At 43.0% G+C, this 16,650-nt stretch carries 15 protein-coding genes, 1 tRNA gene and 1 pseudogene; 12 read left to right on the top strand and 5 right to left on the bottom strand.

Translation table 11 applies throughout. The features are described 5' to 3' along the window. Positions 1 to 98 precede the first annotated feature (98 nt). Positions 99 to 710 (top strand): superinfection exclusion B family protein, encoded by a 612-nt coding sequence (locus L5M17_RS08825; protein ID WP_105251480.1) that lies wholly within the window; start codon positions 99 to 101, stop codon positions 708 to 710. A gap of 142 nt (positions 711 to 852) precedes the next feature. On the opposite strand, the gene L5M17_RS08830 is transcribed toward L5M17_RS08825, so the two are convergent. Next, entirely contained in the window at positions 853 to 984 is a 132-nt protein-coding gene (locus tag L5M17_RS08830) for a DUF3149 domain-containing protein (RefSeq protein ID WP_105251481.1), read from the bottom strand. Positions 985 to 1,295: 311 nt separating this feature from the next. Here L5M17_RS08830 and L5M17_RS08835 point away from each other — a divergent pair, with 311 nt between their 5' ends. Both L5M17_RS08835 and L5M17_RS08840 read left to right on the top strand, forming a co-directional pair. Further along, positions 1,296 to 2,885: a bacteriohemerythrin gene (locus tag L5M17_RS08835; RefSeq protein WP_263146730.1), complete on the top strand. Its 1,590-nt coding sequence runs from the start codon at positions 1,296 to 1,298 to the stop codon at positions 2,883 to 2,885. Positions 2,886 to 3,031: 146 nt separating this feature from the next. After that, positions 3,032 to 3,118 (top strand) — tRNA-Leu (locus tag L5M17_RS08840). An 86-nt stretch (positions 3,119 to 3,204) separates the two neighbouring features. Here the strand turns inward: L5M17_RS08840 and modC are convergent. The 3 genes from modC to modA are packed head-to-tail and all read right to left on the bottom strand — an operon-like array spanning position 3,205 to position 5,829. Further along, on the bottom strand, positions 3,205 to 4,290 hold the full coding sequence (modC, locus tag L5M17_RS08845) for a molybdenum ABC transporter ATP-binding protein ModC (RefSeq protein ID WP_263146732.1): 1,086 nt from the start codon (positions 4,288 to 4,290) through the stop codon (positions 3,205 to 3,207). Further along, positions 4,284 to 4,991, bottom strand: coding sequence for a molybdate ABC transporter permease subunit (gene modB / locus L5M17_RS08850; protein WP_411568938.1), 708 nt, complete (start codon positions 4,989 to 4,991; stop codon positions 4,284 to 4,286). Before modB ends, modC begins: the two co-directional genes overlap by 7 nt. Positions 4,992 to 5,037: 46 nt before the next feature. Next, positions 5,038 to 5,829 (bottom strand): molybdate ABC transporter substrate-binding protein, encoded by a 792-nt coding sequence (gene modA / locus L5M17_RS08855; RefSeq protein WP_263146734.1) that lies wholly within the window; start codon positions 5,827 to 5,829, stop codon positions 5,038 to 5,040. Between the two features lie 205 nt (positions 5,830 to 6,034). Between modA and L5M17_RS08860 the strand changes: the two genes are divergently transcribed. The 3 genes and pseudogenes from L5M17_RS08860 to L5M17_RS08870 all read left to right on the top strand — a co-directional run bounded on the left by L5M17_RS08860 (position 6,035) and on the right by L5M17_RS08870 (position 9,179). After that, on the top strand, positions 6,035 to 6,814 hold the full coding sequence (locus tag L5M17_RS08860; RefSeq protein ID WP_263146735.1) for a TOBE domain-containing protein: 780 nt from the start codon (positions 6,035 to 6,037) through the stop codon (positions 6,812 to 6,814). Positions 6,815 to 7,130: 316 nt separating this feature from the next. Then, positions 7,131 to 7,307, top strand: a pseudogene (locus L5M17_RS08865) (IS4 family transposase); the annotation flags it as partial. Positions 7,308 to 8,534: 1,227 nt separating this feature from the next. Next, positions 8,535 to 9,179, top strand: coding sequence for a two component system response regulator (locus L5M17_RS08870; protein ID WP_263146738.1), 645 nt, complete (start codon positions 8,535 to 8,537; stop codon positions 9,177 to 9,179). Between the two features lie 54 nt (positions 9,180 to 9,233). Here the strand turns inward: L5M17_RS08870 and L5M17_RS08875 are convergent, their stop codons facing one another. Continuing rightward, positions 9,234 to 12,008, bottom strand: a complete 2,775-nt coding sequence (locus L5M17_RS08875) for a two component system sensor kinase (protein ID WP_263146741.1) — start codon at positions 12,006 to 12,008, stop codon at positions 9,234 to 9,236. Between the two features lie 254 nt (positions 12,009 to 12,262). Here L5M17_RS08875 and L5M17_RS08880 point away from each other — a divergent pair, with 254 nt between their 5' ends. The 6 genes from L5M17_RS08880 (at position 12,263) to L5M17_RS08905 (ending at position 16,627) form a co-directional block, all read left to right on the top strand. Next, complete coding sequence (locus L5M17_RS08880; RefSeq protein ID WP_242068425.1) at positions 12,263 to 12,652, top strand: hypothetical protein; 390 nt, start codon at positions 12,263 to 12,265, stop codon at positions 12,650 to 12,652. After that, complete coding sequence (locus L5M17_RS08885; protein ID WP_131525041.1) at positions 12,649 to 14,124, top strand: EscC/YscC/HrcC family type III secretion system outer membrane ring protein; 1,476 nt, start codon at positions 12,649 to 12,651, stop codon at positions 14,122 to 14,124. The genes L5M17_RS08880 and L5M17_RS08885 overlap by 4 nt, the downstream gene beginning before the upstream one ends. 1 nt (position 14,125) lies before the next feature. Beyond that, complete coding sequence (gene sctD, locus L5M17_RS08890; protein WP_173246832.1) at positions 14,126 to 15,331, top strand: type III secretion system inner membrane ring subunit SctD; 1,206 nt, start codon at positions 14,126 to 14,128, stop codon at positions 15,329 to 15,331. Between the two features lie 8 nt (positions 15,332 to 15,339). Then, a complete protein-coding gene (locus tag L5M17_RS08895; RefSeq protein WP_131525043.1) occupies positions 15,340 to 15,531 on the top strand; it encodes a hypothetical protein in 192 nt (63 codons plus the stop codon). Positions 15,532 to 15,635: 104 nt separating this feature from the next. Continuing rightward, positions 15,636 to 16,004, top strand: coding sequence for a hypothetical protein (locus tag L5M17_RS08900; RefSeq protein ID WP_263146748.1), 369 nt, complete (start codon positions 15,636 to 15,638; stop codon positions 16,002 to 16,004). Between the two features lie 47 nt (positions 16,005 to 16,051). Continuing rightward, complete coding sequence (locus tag L5M17_RS08905) at positions 16,052 to 16,627, top strand: secretion protein EspA (protein WP_006081435.1); 576 nt, start codon at positions 16,052 to 16,054, stop codon at positions 16,625 to 16,627. Positions 16,628 to 16,650 lie beyond the last annotated feature (23 nt).

A 16,650-nucleotide genomic window follows, 5' to 3' on the forward strand; every position in this document is an offset into this window, starting at 1 on the left:
TTTTCTCGCAGATAAAATCAACGAAATATGTCTTCATTTGTGGCATTAAATTTGCTTATTAGCCGATAAGTTCAATTTTTTGTCACTGGGATAGCACTATGTTTAAACTCAAGCTGGATTCAGTTAAGTTTTTTAGCCCGAAGAAAATGATGTTTAGAGTCATGCTGTGGCTTATGGTGAGTTGTTCTGTCTTACTTCTTATTCCCCCTAATGTGCTGGCAGTGCTGGCGCTCGATAAATTTGTGCCAGAACATGCACAGTTTGTTGGATTAGGTCTAATCGTTTCTATCGCTTATTTTTTGAGTCAATTAATTAACTTAGGTTTAGATGAGTCTATCCGTCATTTAAGCGATAAGCGTGTTATTGAGACGATTGAAGCTAAAGTGAATCTACTTGATCCCGCTGAGCGAGCTTTAGTGAGGGAATTCTTTCTTCAAGGCGCCACGATTTTGACTCTGCCGCAAAATGAACCCGCTGTAAAAAGTTTAGTAAATGCCTGCATCTTAGAAAAGCTCGGTAACGAGCGCCATTATGCGATTCAGGGACCGACCGCTGACTATAAGATTGCCATGAAAGCGCGTATGTACCTCAACCGTGATGTGCTGCGTTTGCCAGCAGGTGAGCCGAGCCAAGAAGAAATGCAGTCGTTGATTAAGGCGCGCCCGCAATTTTTGAATGGATTAGTACAAAACAGAAAACACGCTGCATAGGCGTGTTTTGTCTCGCTCGGATGAGTGCTGGCTTTAGATGAGTTGCAGTATTCTGAAAAGCGAGACAACAAAAAATGGGGGTGATAAAACCCCCTAGATTTTGCATTTATACAAGAAACATGAAGAACAACTGGAGCAAAAACTATGGTTTCGGTGCCGACTTCACAATGAACATCCAAGTGATATAAGACACTATCCCTATTGTGCTAAAGATAACGATCATTGAAAGTAAGCCTATGGGGTTACCAAACATTAGATCTAACCAAAATGCCATGACTGAAATCCTCTTTCCTGTGAAGTCCTCGCTAAATTAGCGGTATTCGATAGCTAAAATACTGATCTCGATCAATAAAAAATCGACATAGGAATACAAAGTCATAACCCTTAGTTAACTCTGTGATCTTGGTCAAATTTAAGGGTATGCTTAACAGCGACGAGTTCAAATAATTTAGCTTTGTTTCTTCTTCCGTTAGCGTCTAGGATTAACCTATTCAACTCGATCGATATTCAGTTAACGCGCTATTCCATTTATTCGTTCTTGTTTTTATATGAAGGCACGATATCAGTTTTTTAAAGGAGTAAAAAATGGATTCTAAAAAAAGTCACAAGGATTCAATGGGATATAATTCTATCTTTGCGCCACTCTTGTTGCTGATTTATCCCCTCTATTGTTTGGTGATCACAGGGCACTTTGTTGCCATTTTGTGTTTAAGCGCGCTCGCCGGCATTTTAATATTCAACATCAATAAATTAATTCGTAATTTGAGACAACTTGAGCGTGCAGCACACCACTTAGGCGAGGGAGATTTGAGTTATCAATTGGAAGAGAAAGATGCGGGTGTGTTCATTAAGGTAGTACATAACATTAATCGCATGGGTGAGGATGTCAGCCGTACGATTTTGTCTTTATCTGATACCTGTGAAGGGATGAAAAAAGTCGCCTCGGATATCAAGGTTATCAGTGAACAGGCAAAGCAAGGCGTGTTAGAGCAAGAGCATCAAACGGAACTGGCAGCCAGTGCGATGACGCAGATGGTTTCAAGCGTACAAGCCGTATCGCAAAATGCGGTGAGTGCTGCGCAGGCAGCTGATATTGCCCAAAGTTCTGCTAAGCGCGGCGATCAAATCATGAATGGCATAGTCACTAAAATTGGCGCTATGTCGCAACAGATCCATGATACTCGAACCGTGATCGAGCACTTGGCCGCCGACAGCAATAATATCAGTAGCATTATTGAAACCATTTCGCAGGTGGCCGAACAGACCAATTTACTCGCTTTAAATGCTGCCATTGAAAGTGCGAGAGCGGGTGAACATGGTCGCGGTTTTGCTGTAGTCGCCGATGAAGTGCGTAATCTCGCTAAACGAACATCCGAAGCCACGGTTGAGATCCAGCAGCAAATCGCCGCATTACAAAAAGGCGCACAACATGGTGTTGAAGTCATGTTGAAAAACGTGGCGATTGCCGACGAAACGGCTGATATGGTTGATCAAGCTCACAGTGCACTCGGGCAGATTGTCGCTCAGGTGGAGACCATTACCGATATGTCCCACCAAATTGCCACAGCATCGGGACAACAACATACAGTAGCAGAGGAAATTAATAAAAATATCAGTGTGATGGCTGAGCTAGCCCTGAGTAATGCCTCCCATACCAACAACACTAACTTATCGAGTTTGAAAGTGTATAACATGTCGCAGGAAATCGGCTCCTTGCTGCATCGATTCCATGTGAATGCGGCATTTTTTAATTCGAGTCAGGCGCAAAATAAACTCTTTGTGAAATGGGGGCCTGAGTTAGACATAGGAATGCCTGAGATCAATCGTCAACATCAGCGCTTAGTCTCATTGATCAATGAATTACACCGCACATTAAATGAAGAGTATGGACTTGAAGCCATCAAACGAATCGTGCAAGGGTTAGTAGATTACACCGCCAATCACTTTGCCTATGAAGAGGAACTTTTTGCGCGTTTTGGTTACCCTCAAACTGACAGCCACAAGGAAAAACACGGCAAGTTAGTTGGGCAAGTACTTGATTTTCAAAAGCGGGTTGTTAGAGGTGAAGATGTTGCTGACGAATTAATGGCTTTCTTGAAAGCTTGGTTGGTAAACCATATTCAAAAAAGTGATAAAGAATATACCGCTTTTTTATTATCCCATGGCGCAGAATAACCCCAAGAGCATGATTTTTGAGCGGTTAAATGCAATTTGTATTAAAGTCGCGGCAAAAGACTTGCCATTGTCATAAGCAAAGGTATAATTCCCAGCACTTAGAGACAGCTAGTTGTTTTGATTGCTTCTAAGTGCATATTTGATATGCCAGTGTGGTGAAATCGGTAGACACAGGGGATTCAAAATCCCCCGCCCTTAAAAGCGTGCCAGTTCGAGTCTGGCCACTGGTACCAAATCCTTCTGATGAAGGAACTAAAACCGACCTAGAGTCGGTTTTTTGTGCCTGAAATTTGGTTTTCGATCTGTGCTCTAGGTTGAGCTAGTGGGATTCGGCGATATCCATTTGCGTCATAGTCACGCCTTTGATTTGTGCATAAATCGCTTTGCCATGAGTGAGTTGCAGTTCGTCGCAGGCCCAAGGGGTGATGTTGGCCCAAAGTTCATCGCGGCCTAGGGCGATTTTTAATTGGATTTGCTCGCCGTTATCGCTGGGGTATAACTCTTTAATTTCTCCCTTTAGCAGGTTGCGGATACTTGAGCCTTTGGGGATCTCAGTGCAAACCGAGACATGATTTGCCTGAATACGCACTTTGAGTTTCTTTGCCGTCTCAGCTAGGTAGCCATTTACCCACAAATAGTTTCCATCATCCATCACGAGTCGAGTCATGGGGTAGTCGGGATGTCTGTCGGCGACCTTTGCACTGAGGAGTGAGCTGAGTTCCTGCAATGGCACCCAAGGGCGCATTTGCTCGCTATTCCACACTTCACTTAAGGCCCCTTTGGCGATCAATTTCCCCTGATGCAGCACCAGCATATAATCCGCCAGTTGTAAGATCTCATCTAGGCTGTGGCTCACATACACTATCGGCAGTTTTAGTTCCTGCGATAAGGTTTGCAAGTAGGGCAGTAACTCGCGTTTACGGGGTAAATCGAGTGATGCCAGCGGCTCATCCATCAACAGCATATCGGGCGATGTCAGCAGGGCACGGCCAATGGCAACCCGTTGTTTTTCACCGCCCGATAGCGTGCTGGGATAGCGACTGAGGAGTTTTTCAATTCCCAGTAACTGCACAATTCTATCGAACAAGACTGGGTTAGCTTTACGCACACCATAGTTGAGATTGCCCTTCACGCTATAGTGCGGGAACAGTCGTGCTTCTTGAAATACATAGCCAATTTGGCGCTTCTCTGGGGGAAGGTTCACTTTGCCTTGTTGATAAAGCAGTTTGTCGCCGAGGCGGATTTCACCGCTATCTGGGGTCGAAAGCCCGCCAAGTAGGTTCACGAGCGAGGTCTTACCCGCACCCGAGCGGCCAAAAACGGCTGTCACGCCTTGCAATGGCAATTGGGTATCGACTTTCAGTTGCAACTGTCCGAGCCGTTTTTCAATATTGATCCTTAGCATACGCTTGCTGTCCTCTGCAGGGCTTTTTTACTCAGCCATTGGGAGGCGAGTAAAGACGCGAGCGCGATAACGATCGAGATAATGCACAGACGCATGGCCTGATATTCTGCCCCAGGGGTTTCAATAAAAGAGTACATGGCGAGCGGAATTGTACGAGTTTCACCGGGAATATTAGAAACGAAGGTAATAGTCGAGCCAAATTCCCCTAGGCTGCGAGCAAAGGCGATAATCATGCCTGACACTATCCCTGGAGAGGTGAGCGGCAGTGTGATGGTGAGAAATACTCGCCATTGACTGCTACCTAAAGTGCGTGCGGCTTGCTCGAGTCGAATATCAACAGTTTCAAAGGATTGGCGTATGGCTCTGACCATCAACGGGAATGACACTATCGCCGCCGCGAGGGCCGCACCGCGCCAACTAAAGCTAAAACTGATGCCAAACAAATTAAATAACCACTGGCCGATAAAACCTTGGCGGCCCATGCTGATCAGCAAGAGGTAACCCACTACCACGGGCGGTAACACCAGTGGTAGATGGAGCACACTGTCAAATATCGCCTTGCCAGGAAACTCGACTCTGGCCAGCACCCAAGCGCATAAAATGCCCAAGGGTAAACTGGCGATAACGGCAACGGATGACACCTTTAAACTGAGTAGTAGTGCGGCAATTTCATAGTCGCTTAAAAGAGAGCCACTTAGCATAGAGCCGCTTAAAAATGAGCCGCTTAACAAAGAACCACTCAGCACCCTAATTCACTCCAAAGCCATATTTCTCAAACACATTTTTTGCGCTTGGGCCCTGCAGATACTCATTGAACGCTTTGGCGCTTGCGGTCGATTCTTGTTTGACTAAGGCTATAGGGTATTCAATTGGGCTGTAACTCGTTTCTGGGAAGGTGCCAACGATTTTGATCTTTTGGGCGACTTTCGCATCGGTTGAATACACTATGCCAAGCGGCGCTTCACCCTGTTCAACCAAAGCGAGGGCGGCACGGACATTGTTAGCACGGGCGAGTAAGGGCTCAGCGGCTTGCCACAGCTTGAGGTTTTCGAGGGCTTGCTTGGCATATTGTCCAGCAGGCACATGATCTGGATCGCCAACAGCCATACGACTGCCTTTTAATGCGGCTTTAATATCCCAATCGCCATTGAGCACGACTTCTGTGATGGGACTATTTTTCTCGGCAATCAAGACTAAGGTATTTTTTAACAAGGTTTTTCGGCTGTTAACATCGACCGCTTTAGCATCGACCAGATAATCCATCCACTTTTGATTCGCCGAGACAAACAGATCGGCGGGTGCACCATTGGCCACTTGTTTTGCCAGTGTTGAGGAAGAGGCGAAGGAGAATATCACCTTGGTATTGTGTTCTTTTTCATATTGCTGGCCGATTTCGTTAAGTGCATTGGTGAGCGATGCCGCTGCAAAAACAGTCACTTGCTCATTGTCTGCCGCAAAAATTGGGCTAGATGTCAGTACCATTGTGAATAACGAAGCCGTGGTAAAACGCAGTAATTGCTTAAGGTGAATAGATTTCATGGTGTTCCTCCGTGATAAAAAGTGATCGTTATATACCAATCTATATATCGATCATTCAAGCCCTAAGCAATCAATTAGTGATCTGTGTGCGGTTTCTTGCGGATTAATGGTATTCATCCGCTGAAATATCTCGGCAATCTTATTGGTATCCTCAAGACGATGAAGGACAATAGGACTCAAGTCAGACTTGGGTGCTGGATAGACGATGGATTTACATGCATTACTTACGCTTTCCCTCGGGGATAAGCCCTTCGCCAATCCTAGGCGGATAAGCCTGCTTGAGCAGGTTGCCAACACAGGCTCGATCAGCCAAGGCGCCAAGCTTGCGGGGATCAGTTATAAAGCGGCGTGGGACGCGATCAATGAGATGAACACCGCCATGCCCGAACCCGTAGTGTGTAGCGAAAAGGGAGGCAAAGGCGGTGGCGGCGCTAAACTCACCGAATTTGGCGAACGGTTGCTTAAGGTGTATTCCATCACCTCCCAAGTACAAGAAATGGCTTTGGCTGCCTTGCTCGATGAGTCCGTCGATATGCACAGTTTATTGGATGTGATGGCGCATTTCTCCCTCAACACCAGCGCCCGCAATCAGTTAACGGGTCGTATCAATAGCATTGATTCATTTGGATTAAATGACAAAATCAGCGTGACCTTAGCGGGCGGACAACAGATTCAGATTTCAGTGACCCATTCGAGCTGCGAACGCTTGCAGTTAGCCCTGGATAAATCTGTGTTGTTACTGTTTAAAGCCCCCGCTGTACTGGCGACGACTCATGTCTGTGAAGTGGATGGGCAAAATTGCCTAAGCGGTCGTTTGCTGAGCGTGACTGAACTTGGCGATAAGGCCGAATTAGCCATAGATATTGATGGCAAAGACATCATCTATTCAGTGATGCCACTGACTCAAATGCAGGCGTTGGCTGTCGGCGAGCCATGTTTCGCCTGTTTTGATGCCACGCAGGTGATTCTTGCCAGCATGAATTAGTCGAATTGAATAATTAATTCGATTAATCATTGGGTTATTCACTGGGGATGGCCAGTAACTTGGCGTTATTGTTGTCGAATGGGATCGTTCGTTTTTGTATTTAAATCAAGAGTTGACCCAAAGGGGGAGCAACAGCAATCCTTTCTTGGATCTCCTTTGCCAAACAACGTCCATGTTTAACTGTCAGTTCACCATCTCAGGCTCTCGTTCGTAACACTGCTACACAGCACGGTCGCTTATCTATTCATCAACACTGATAGCTTCACTAACTTAACTCATTTAGGACGGCACATCGATAGCCTTGTTGGTGTAACAGGCATTTTTGTGCGTAGGGTTATACGGAGAAATGCAGTAATTACAGCGGCACTTCCAAGCAAACACGGTGAAGAAACTGAATGTGTTATCGACAGTCAGGATGGGCAAAGAACTGTTACGGCGACGGCATGACTATTCCATATCAGCAGATGACGCGCTTTGTGCTGCGAAGAAATAGGCTGAACTCTCATTAATTCATGGCTGTTGGGGTTATGAATTATTAGGGGATCCTACAGTGCTCTGCTTATATACCCTCTTTTGCGATTAACAGTGTATTAAAATGTAAGCTCTGGCTGTTCGGCTACTACACGTTTTTGCGAAGTTTTATTGATACAGTAGATTGCCTTGCTAAATCTTCAAGTGTTAATCATTGTGCTAGCAATGACTCTTGAGTTTCTTTAATTTTGGCCGTTTCCCCTACATCCTTTAATATTTTTCAGTTACTTAGGGTTTTCAGTGTGGTAGCGATTTTTAGTTATAGTATTAGCTTGGATCATTTTTATCTCCTCAAGTTAAATAAGTTGGCATCACAATATTACCTCAGAAAAAGAGTTATAAAGTTTTAAAGTTAAAGGTGAAAGCGTATCTATGATGAGTGTCATGATTCTATAAATACATCACTAAAACACTTTTCCTAAAACAGTAACTTGCTTTAACTCGTAGATGAATTTAACAAAAAATTGACCAGCTTGAAAGTTTTTAGAGTAATTAGACTGTACATGATAGATTAAAAAATTAATTTAATAATGATTAAAGTGTAATATTTATAGGTTTAATAGTTGGTTATTATATAACTCTCTTGGCTTTAATGGTTTATTTTATATCCATGGTAAATGTTAATTATTTTATTTTAAATAATTGCTGATTAATGTGAGAGTGAAGAGCTATAAATAATGGGTAAGTCTGAACTTAGATAATTAACTGCTAAAATATGCCTACACGACTGGCCATACGTTATAAATTTTATCAAATAGTAACTATTCTTTATTTTAGTTAAATGATTTATTGTTGAGTAACCCGATATCATTTTTTGCAAAAGCTTCTCTACCAACTAAACTAAAGCCCAACCAGTAAAAATGTCGGCCATTACCATCAAGTGTTTTGTATCCGTTAAGGTACACATGTCCTTATATAGAAGAAGCTCTCAATCCTTCAGCAGCATCATTCCTTAAAGTTATGAAGGAAAACTGAGTTACCTGAGAGAGAAAAACTAATCTTGTTGCTATTCAATTTTTATTTTTATACATTAAACTTGCACCATGATTACTATTTTTGTATAACTATTTTAACTGATTAATTCATTATTTCTTAAATATTAAACGGGTTTTAATGCTGTTAAATCATTTTTTCATCGATGGTTTTAAAAACTTTTTATGATTTTGAGTATTAGAGTCTAGGGACGTATATGGCATTTAGTCATGGAAAAGTGATCAATATTTTAGTGGTCGATGATCATTCGTTGATTTTTGATGGATTAAGAGGCTGTTTAGCGCCTTATCCTGAACTTAATCTGATTGGCTCGGTTGAAGATGGGCTTGCGGTATACGAGAAATGCCTCAAACTCAGGCCAGATCTGGTCTTTATGGATCTTAAATTACCCGGAATGGGTGGATTTGACGTAATCCGTCAGCTAAGACAACGTTGGCCAGAGATGATGATTATTATGTTAACGGCGACGATTGAGGAAAAAAGTGCACGGGAAGCGCTTGATGTAGGCGCCAATGGCTATGTATTAAAAAATAGCCCTAAGAGCACACTATTAGCGGCAATTAAGTGTGTGAGTAAGGGCAAAAACTTTATCGATCCTAGTTTAGATGAGCAGCAAATAGCCGCTTTGAGTGGAGTGGTCGATGGGGATATCCCTTTGCTGACCCCCCGTGAGCAACAAGTGCTAAAACTGATCTGTGAGGGGCGCCGCAACCGTGATATTGCTGAAGATTTAGTGATTGGTTTAAAAACGGTAGAGACTCACAGAATGAATTTAATGCGCAAACTTAATGCGCATAACGTCGCCGAGTTAATGCATTGGGTGCAAAGACTCGGATTATAAAGATGGATGTGGCGCAAGCACAGTTTGTGCTGTGCTTGCACTTTTAGTCTAAGATCAACTTTCAGCGTCTAATGCGTGAATTAAATTATCGAGTGCGCTAAATTCTGCTAGGCTCAAACATTCTTTCGTTTCGAGTGCTACCTCTAAATCTGCCGCTTCATTTGCAATGTTTTTTTTACCTGCTAAGCCAGCGCTACCTTTGATGGTATGCAGTACATCACTCAATTCTTTCCAAGCTTGATTCTCTATATGTAACTTGGCCTGATGTGCCATATCTGCCAGATGCACGGCGAGTCTATGATTAAGATCTGTATGCGAAAAATCAATCATAGGCGCATCGATTTCATTGTTTATCACGAGCTGCATATCACGATCTAACTGCATATCAGCCGCGGCTTCGAGTGCATGGTTAAGTTGCTTCAATGACACCGGTTTGGTGATATAACTATTCATTCCCGCGGATTCTATTGTGTCATGCTCTTTAGGATTGGCGTTGGCAGTGAGTGCAAAAATTGGGCAATCACCATCGAGAATATCTTCACTATTGCGCCATCGTTGCGTTGTTTGATAACCGTCGAGTTCTGGCATACGAATATCCATAAGGACAAGATCGAAGATATGTCGAGTACCTTTTTCTAACGCGGCTTCACCACTGCTAACGGCAATGACTTGTTGTCCTAATTCAAGCAACATTTTACCTATGATATCGCGATTAGTTTCGACATCGTCGACTAAGAGGATCTTTAATCGCCAAGGGAGAAGTGTTGGGGTATGTTGACGTTGCTTATGTGGCAGGTTGTGGCGAATTTCAAAGAGCCTCTGCCATAAACGAGCCGGCAAGTGAGCCAGTTCAGGAGATGCTAATGCCGGATTATCCCCTTCAATGGGGCAAGCTCCCCAGAGTGTGAGTTGTGGATGTAAGGCTAAAGGAGCGACAATCACAGTATTAGGCAAACATAAGGGCGCAGTTGGATCAACTAAGGGTAAATCGAGAATAAAGGTACTACCTTCGCCCAAAGTGCTAAACATTGTGAGTTTGCCTTTCATTTTGCTGGCGAGTTTCGCTGAGATAGGTAAACCAAGCCCTGTGCCCGATTTATGATGGCAAGTTTGTGCAAAAGGTTCAAAAATACGCTGCTGATCTTGAATAGCAACCCCTCCCCCCGTGTCTTCCACACTAAAATACAGATGCTGCTTAACCACTTCGATACGTAATAAAATCTGGCCAGCTTCGGTAAATTTAGCCGAATTACCGAGCAAGTTAACCAGAATTTGCCTGACTCGCAGAGGATCCAGTAGTGCTTTCTCGGCGACATTAGCATTGACTAAGCATTTTAGGGTGATGGGTTTATTCACGATCCGAGATTGGATGGTGATCATTGCATCATCAGCCAACTTCAAAATGGGGTAAGACTGTAAGTTCATTTCAATTTGGTCGGCTTCTATACGGGAAAAATCCAACAAATTATTGATAATGGCGAGTAAAGAATTGGCACAATTATATGCGGTATCACGCAAATCCATTTGCTTAGGTGTCAGTTGGGTATTACGTAGTAATTCGAGCGACCCAGTAATACCATTCAATGGAGTTCGAATTTCGTGGCTGATAGTTGTTAGATGCTCGGTTTTACGTTCATTGGCCTTTTCTGCTTCTTGCTTAGCCAAGGCTAATTCATTGGTACGAAGGGTGACTTTTTGCTCTAACTCGTCATAGCTTTCTTTTACTGTATCGAGTAGATGATTATAGGCTTTCGCAATTTGTCCCAGCTCGTCATTACGATCCTGTGGTAGTCGGTGTTCGAAGGTCGACTGACTGGCATTATTGATGATATTTACGAAGTTTCTCATAGGTTTGCTAAGGTTAATCTTTAATATATTCAGCAGGATAGTTGCTGTCAAAACTAAGACCAACAGAGCGCATGGCAGCTCTTTAAAAAAAGGTATTAACGCCATATCTTTAAGATAGACATCTGAAATTAATGTGATGTGCTGCCAGCCTGGCCCATGAATATGCTCTTTTATGACATAGTAATCGCCCAATGGGTGTGCGGTGTTCTTAGCATGTGGGTGGTCATGACTAAATTCATCTTTGAGTTTAACGAGTATCGACGGAGTTAAGGTTAAGGTAGATTTAGAAAATAACTCCCCCTTTGGTGTCATGAAAAAGCTAATGTCCCCAGGTCCTAAGGCATTATTTAGTGACATTGCTGACGCTAAATTGATACTAAAACCGACTTGTGGGGATAGGGGATCCTGTGGGTCACTCGAGTAACTGAAACTTAAGTGGTAGTCTTCTGAATTCTTGTCCTTGAGCGGTGTTCCCCAACGATAACCTGTAGTCGACGCTTGTACTGAGAGCTGTTTTATCTCGCGTAGACGAATTTGAAAATATTCATCATTGGCATCGGATGCTGCATAAATCGTAATACCTTCGTTAGGTTTCAAGATGAAAGTATCTAAATATCTGTGTTGCCCAGCACTGCCAAATGTTTGCGCGACCCACATGGTCAAAGTATCGTCATGGCTTTTCGCTTGGAATGGAAAATAATGAGACACAATTTCCTGGTCATTCACTTTGTCTATTGAAGCGAACTGTTTGAGCTGTTTATCGAGCTGGCGCACATCATAACTGGCATCGGTGAAAAGTGTATTACTCACCTCGGCCCGTAATCCGCTGAGCTCACTAAAGGCAACTAAGGAGCGTTCGAGTGTATGGCTGAACGTGTTGTTATAGGATAGATATTCCATCATCAGCCACAGAGCTACGAGCACTGACATAAAGGAGACTGTGAGCTTAGTAACTAAGGAAAACTTCCATTGGATCTTCATCTATGTTCTCTGCTCATCTTATTTCGGCCTTTGTCAGTTAAAAATACGCTATTCATCTTGTTCTTGCATGAACTTCGAAATCCATTCGAACCATTTTCTCATCTTAACCACATTAACGGCCAGTGCTATCAGGTGAATAACTGAGGCTTGGTATTTTTCATCTACCTACCTTAAGTAGTTAAGGTGTTCACCTGATGGGCGCTAGGCTTAGACACTTACATACTGATCCCATGAAAGTGAAACAGGGTGTAAAAATGCTGACGAGATTGATTGAAAGTGGCTTCTTGGCTAGCCAAAACGTCGAAGGAAACACGACTTGGACCTTAGCCGAAAGACAAGCCCTCGTTCTCGAAACTGACACCTCTGTATCTATTGCAATAGTGCTAGCGATTTCGACCGATATTGCTGTGGATTGGCTAACACAAGCAACGCTCGCATTAGCCGCTAGTGATCACGCCTTAGATTGTGGCCTTCAGCTTAGAGGTGAACTCTGGTTGTTATGGCGTTATTACGATGAAATTCAAGATGATGAAGCTTTATCTAAAGGGATTGTCATGCAACTTGCTATAGCGAGGTTTCTCGAAAAGAGCCTGCTTAAACCTGTTGATAGCAATCGAGCTTCACTTATCGGGAGGACAGTATGAAAAAACTACTCAGTCTACTGTTACTTTGTCAGATTGGCCTAGTTCAGGCTGCACCACTGACAAACATTAAATGGCAAGGTGAACCCTTTGTAATGATCAGTCGAGGCACTGCGCTAGCCTCCGTCATCCAAGACTTTGCCAACAATTACGGCGTACCAGTCATTGTCAGTAACAAGGTCAACGACAACTATATCGGCCAAATCCAAGAACAAGATCCTAAATCCGTTATTCAAGATCTGACCCGTCGCTATGGCTTAGTTTGGTACTACAACAACGAAGTCTTATATGTTTACAAAGCCAGTGAAATTAATAGTGAAGTGCTACCGTTAACTAGCTTATCCGCGACTAAGGTCGACCATTACCTGCGCAGTGCAGGAGTGTTAGATAAGGGGGTCTGTAACATTAAATCTATGGCAGGGATCAGTGGCTTACAAGTCACAGGTGTACCCGAATGCATTAACAGTGTCACCAAACTTACGGCACAACTTGATGCCAATGCTAAACAAACCACAGAAAACCAAGAAACGGTTAAAGTCTATCCACTGAAATACGCATCTGCCACAGACTCTATTTATGAATATCGTAGCCAACCTGTGAGTATTCCTGGATTAGTCACGGTGCTAAAAGAAATGGATCAAGGTACACAAGTCGCCAATGCAGTGGCGGGTTCTGTGAGTAATATTAGCGGCCCAGTCTTTGCCGCTGATCCTCGTCAAAACGCCATCATAGTCCGTGGAAGTGCCCGTGATATGGCCACTTATGGCTCTTTGATAAGACAACTCGATACTAAGCCCACCATGATTGAAGTGTCTGTATCGATATTCGATGTGGACGCCTCTGACTTTAAACAGTTGGGCATAGATTGGTCGGCGTCAGCCAAATTAGGGGGTGGTTCAGTCAGTTTCAACAGTGGTGATAGCAGTGACAATTTTTCCACTGTCATAGGCAATACAGGCAACTTCATGATGCGCCTCAATGCACTAGAGAAGAACTCTAAGGCCAAAGTGCTCTCACGTCCCTCTGTGGTTACGTTAAACAATGTGCAAGCAGTACTCGATAAAAACGTGACATTTTACACTAAGTTGGAAGGGGATAAAGTCGCTAAATTAGAGTCAGTGACCACTGGTTCTCTATTACGAGTCACACCAAGATTGATTGATGAAGTAGGTCATCAGGCTGTGATGTTGGATCTCAATATTCAGGATGGTCAACAGAGCCAAGCAGTGAGCCGTAGTGAACCATTACCACAAGTGCAAAACTCCGAGATCTCGACTCAGGCGACGCTGAAATCGGGGGAGAGTCTGTTACTCGGCGGCTTCGTACAAGATAGAGATGAAACGACCCAGAACAAGATCCCGTTACTAGGCGATCTACCATTACTGGGCGGTTTGTTTAGAAGCACAGATCACCATACTCAAAGCGTGATGCGTCTGTTCCTGATCAAAGCGGAACCCGTTAACCAAGGAGATTAATATGTCTTCAGGATACAAGCTCTTATGGTTAAACGGTCCATTGCAAGGACGAGAGCTATCTTTGCCTCTTGGTAACTTAAGCATCGGACCCGATGGTGATGTGTTAGCCACACTTGAACACGTAGAACAAGTGGATTTATTGATCGATGAAGCGGGGGTTCGGCTGCAGTCTTGGGTACCGACTTGGATAGCTGGACAGCCTATAAGCGAAGTCAATATGTTGCCATTGGGGCAAGTTATTGAACTCGCTGGTGTGGGTATCCTCTTAGGCCATTGCACCGATGAATTACAGCAACAGGCAATACCATCACATTTTCAAACAAAGGCAAAGAAGTCGTGGTGGTTACTGGCGACAGTTTCAATGCTCTCTATGGTGCTATTAGCGACAGTGTTATTAGCTCCTGCAAAGATGCCTATCGCCGAGTTGACACAAGCACAATGGTTATCGCAGCAGTTGCAGACCGACGGTTTAAACGGAGTTCAAGCCCATTGGTCAAAAGATGGCGTGGTGACACTGAGCGGCTTTTGCCAAGATTCACAACGTATGGCGCAGTTTCTCGGTGATATCAAAGGACAAGGTATTTTATTTATAGAGCAGACCACTTGTGGCGATCAGTTGATACGTAATGTCAAAGATGTCTTAGTCCAAAATGGATTTGCCAATGCCCTTGTGACCTTAGGTAGTGAGCCCAGCAATGTCATCATCTCAGGCGCCATTCAGTCAGGGGAGCGCTGGGATAAAGCGGTGTCTAGCTTGAATAACCTGCCCGGACTTGTTAATTGGCAAGTTAGCAATCAGGTTGACAGTCAGCTCAAACCGTTAATCTCCGCATTGCGAAACAAAAATTTACTGGTTGGTCTCATGATAGAGCGGATCAATGATGCCATCGTCATGACAGGTAAAGTCAGTGAACAACAACAGCAACAGATTATGACTGTTGCGCAAGGATTAGAACCAACGCATGCCAATGGATTGAAGTTAGTATTTCAAAATATTCCAGTACAAAACGAACTTAATCATTTATTAAATGCTTCTGTGGTGACCTATGGTGGTAATGCACAGTCTCCATTCATAGAGTTATCGAGTGGTGTTCGGTTATCAACGGGTAGCAAATTAGATAATGGTTATGTCGTGGAATATATGAACATTCATGGATTAGATCTCAGTAGAGCCGGTGAGTTAATTCATGTACCACTTATTTTTTAGGAGGCATTATGTCAAGAATTACACAGCTTGAGGATGATATTAAATCACATAATTACAAACAGGAGGCTTACCATAATAGACTAGCTAAAATGCGCAGTAATATCTTATCTGGTAATAGTGGAACAATTCCATTGTTGGATGAAGCTATCAATGCGGCAGAAATAGTTATAGACACACTTTTTTCACGTTATAAAAAATAGCTTTAAATTTTAATTTAGTGGTTTGACCAGTTTTATTTTATTCCCATCGTTTTTAGGTATCTTCAATACATAATAGTATTAATATATAAGTCAAGGGGTTAGTTATGGATATGTTCAGTGATATAAAATCAGTTATGCAAGATCTTCAGCAACGTAAAGCAGCACTTGGAGAACATATTAAAGAATTTCAAGCGCTACAAGAAGAAATAAATCTTCTAGTTGAACGTTCTGATAGGGATCCTGAAGCATTAGCTAAGCTGATTAAGTTAAAGAATGCATTCCCTGGTGGATTTGAATTACAGCAAAATACTGTTATGAATAAAGTCAGTGAATTGGAACATCATTTCAAAAGTCTCGAAACACAATTTAATTTGTTAGGTAAAATAGAATCTGGCGAGGTTGATAATGATGTTGACTCAACTTCTAAAGAAAAGGTGATTGACAAGGTTAAAAAAGTTAGAAGTTATATGTAAGTTCAATAAAAATCATGCTTAATTTAAATAATCAATGAGGTGTTATTATGGATATTTCAAATGTAGGTAATCAAGGCACTAGCATTATTAACTCTCAACAACCTGAAAGTGTCAAAAATCAAATTGCTTCACGCGGTGATTCAGTACTCTCAGGGGGAATTGCAGTCTTATATATGTTTATGAATCTGCTTTCTGAATTAGCCGATGCCAAATACAGTCAAATGCAGCAAAAAGCTGATGTTTCTCGTCAAGCGCAAGATATGGCAAATCAGGTTGATGAGGTCATTGCAAACGTCTCCAAAGATGGTGATAAAGCCGTAGGTAAACTTCCTGATGATGTCGTGAAATACATGCATGACAATGGTTTCACCATAGATGGTATGACCATCGATAAGTACCTGGCCAAGAATGACCCCGACGGTAAAGGGTTAGATAAAGGTAAGTTACAGGCGGTGAAAGCGGCGTTGGAATCTGTATCTAACCGTGCCTCTGACTTCGTTTCACAATCTCAGCTACAGCTGCAAAAAATTATGCAGACTTACAACGTTACCGTCAGTTTATTAAACAGTATGCAAACCATGCTAGCGGAGATGAACAAGTCGATTGCACAAAACATTCGTTAATTTAGTGCGATATCGTTTTTTGT

Source organism: Shewanella sp. SW24 (genome assembly GCF_025653395.1).
Taxonomy (GTDB): domain Bacteria; phylum Pseudomonadota; class Gammaproteobacteria; order Enterobacterales; family Shewanellaceae; genus Shewanella; species Shewanella oncorhynchi.

Coding starts and splice junctions, on each gene's coding strand:
- L5M17_RS08825 (WP_105251480.1), top strand. CDS start 99: ATGTTTAAACTCAAGCTGGATTCAGTTAAGTTTTTTAGCCCGAAGAAA.
- L5M17_RS08830 (WP_105251481.1), bottom strand. CDS start 984: ATGGCATTTTGGTTAGATCTAATGTTTGGTAACCCCATAGGCTTACTT.
- L5M17_RS08835 (WP_263146730.1), top strand. CDS start 1,296: ATGGATTCTAAAAAAAGTCACAAGGATTCAATGGGATATAATTCTATC.
- modC (WP_263146732.1), bottom strand. CDS start 4,290: ATGCTAAGGATCAATATTGAAAAACGGCTCGGACAGTTGCAACTGAAA.
- modB (WP_411568938.1), bottom strand. CDS start 4,991: ATGCTAAGTGGCTCTCTTTTAAGCGACTATGAAATTGCCGCACTACTA.
- modA (WP_263146734.1), bottom strand. CDS start 5,829: ATGAAATCTATTCACCTTAAGCAATTACTGCGTTTTACCACGGCTTCG.
- L5M17_RS08860 (WP_263146735.1), top strand. CDS start 6,035: ATGGATTTACATGCATTACTTACGCTTTCCCTCGGGGATAAGCCCTTC.
- L5M17_RS08870 (WP_263146738.1), top strand. CDS start 8,535: ATGGCATTTAGTCATGGAAAAGTGATCAATATTTTAGTGGTCGATGAT.
- L5M17_RS08875 (WP_263146741.1), bottom strand. CDS start 12,008: ATGAAGATCCAATGGAAGTTTTCCTTAGTTACTAAGCTCACAGTCTCC.
- L5M17_RS08880 (WP_242068425.1), top strand. CDS start 12,263: ATGCTGACGAGATTGATTGAAAGTGGCTTCTTGGCTAGCCAAAACGTC.
- L5M17_RS08885 (WP_131525041.1), top strand. CDS start 12,649: ATGAAAAAACTACTCAGTCTACTGTTACTTTGTCAGATTGGCCTAGTT.
- sctD (WP_173246832.1), top strand. CDS start 14,126: ATGTCTTCAGGATACAAGCTCTTATGGTTAAACGGTCCATTGCAAGGA.
- L5M17_RS08895 (WP_131525043.1), top strand. CDS start 15,340: ATGTCAAGAATTACACAGCTTGAGGATGATATTAAATCACATAATTAC.
- L5M17_RS08900 (WP_263146748.1), top strand. CDS start 15,636: ATGGATATGTTCAGTGATATAAAATCAGTTATGCAAGATCTTCAGCAA.
- L5M17_RS08905 (WP_006081435.1), top strand. CDS start 16,052: ATGGATATTTCAAATGTAGGTAATCAAGGCACTAGCATTATTAACTCT.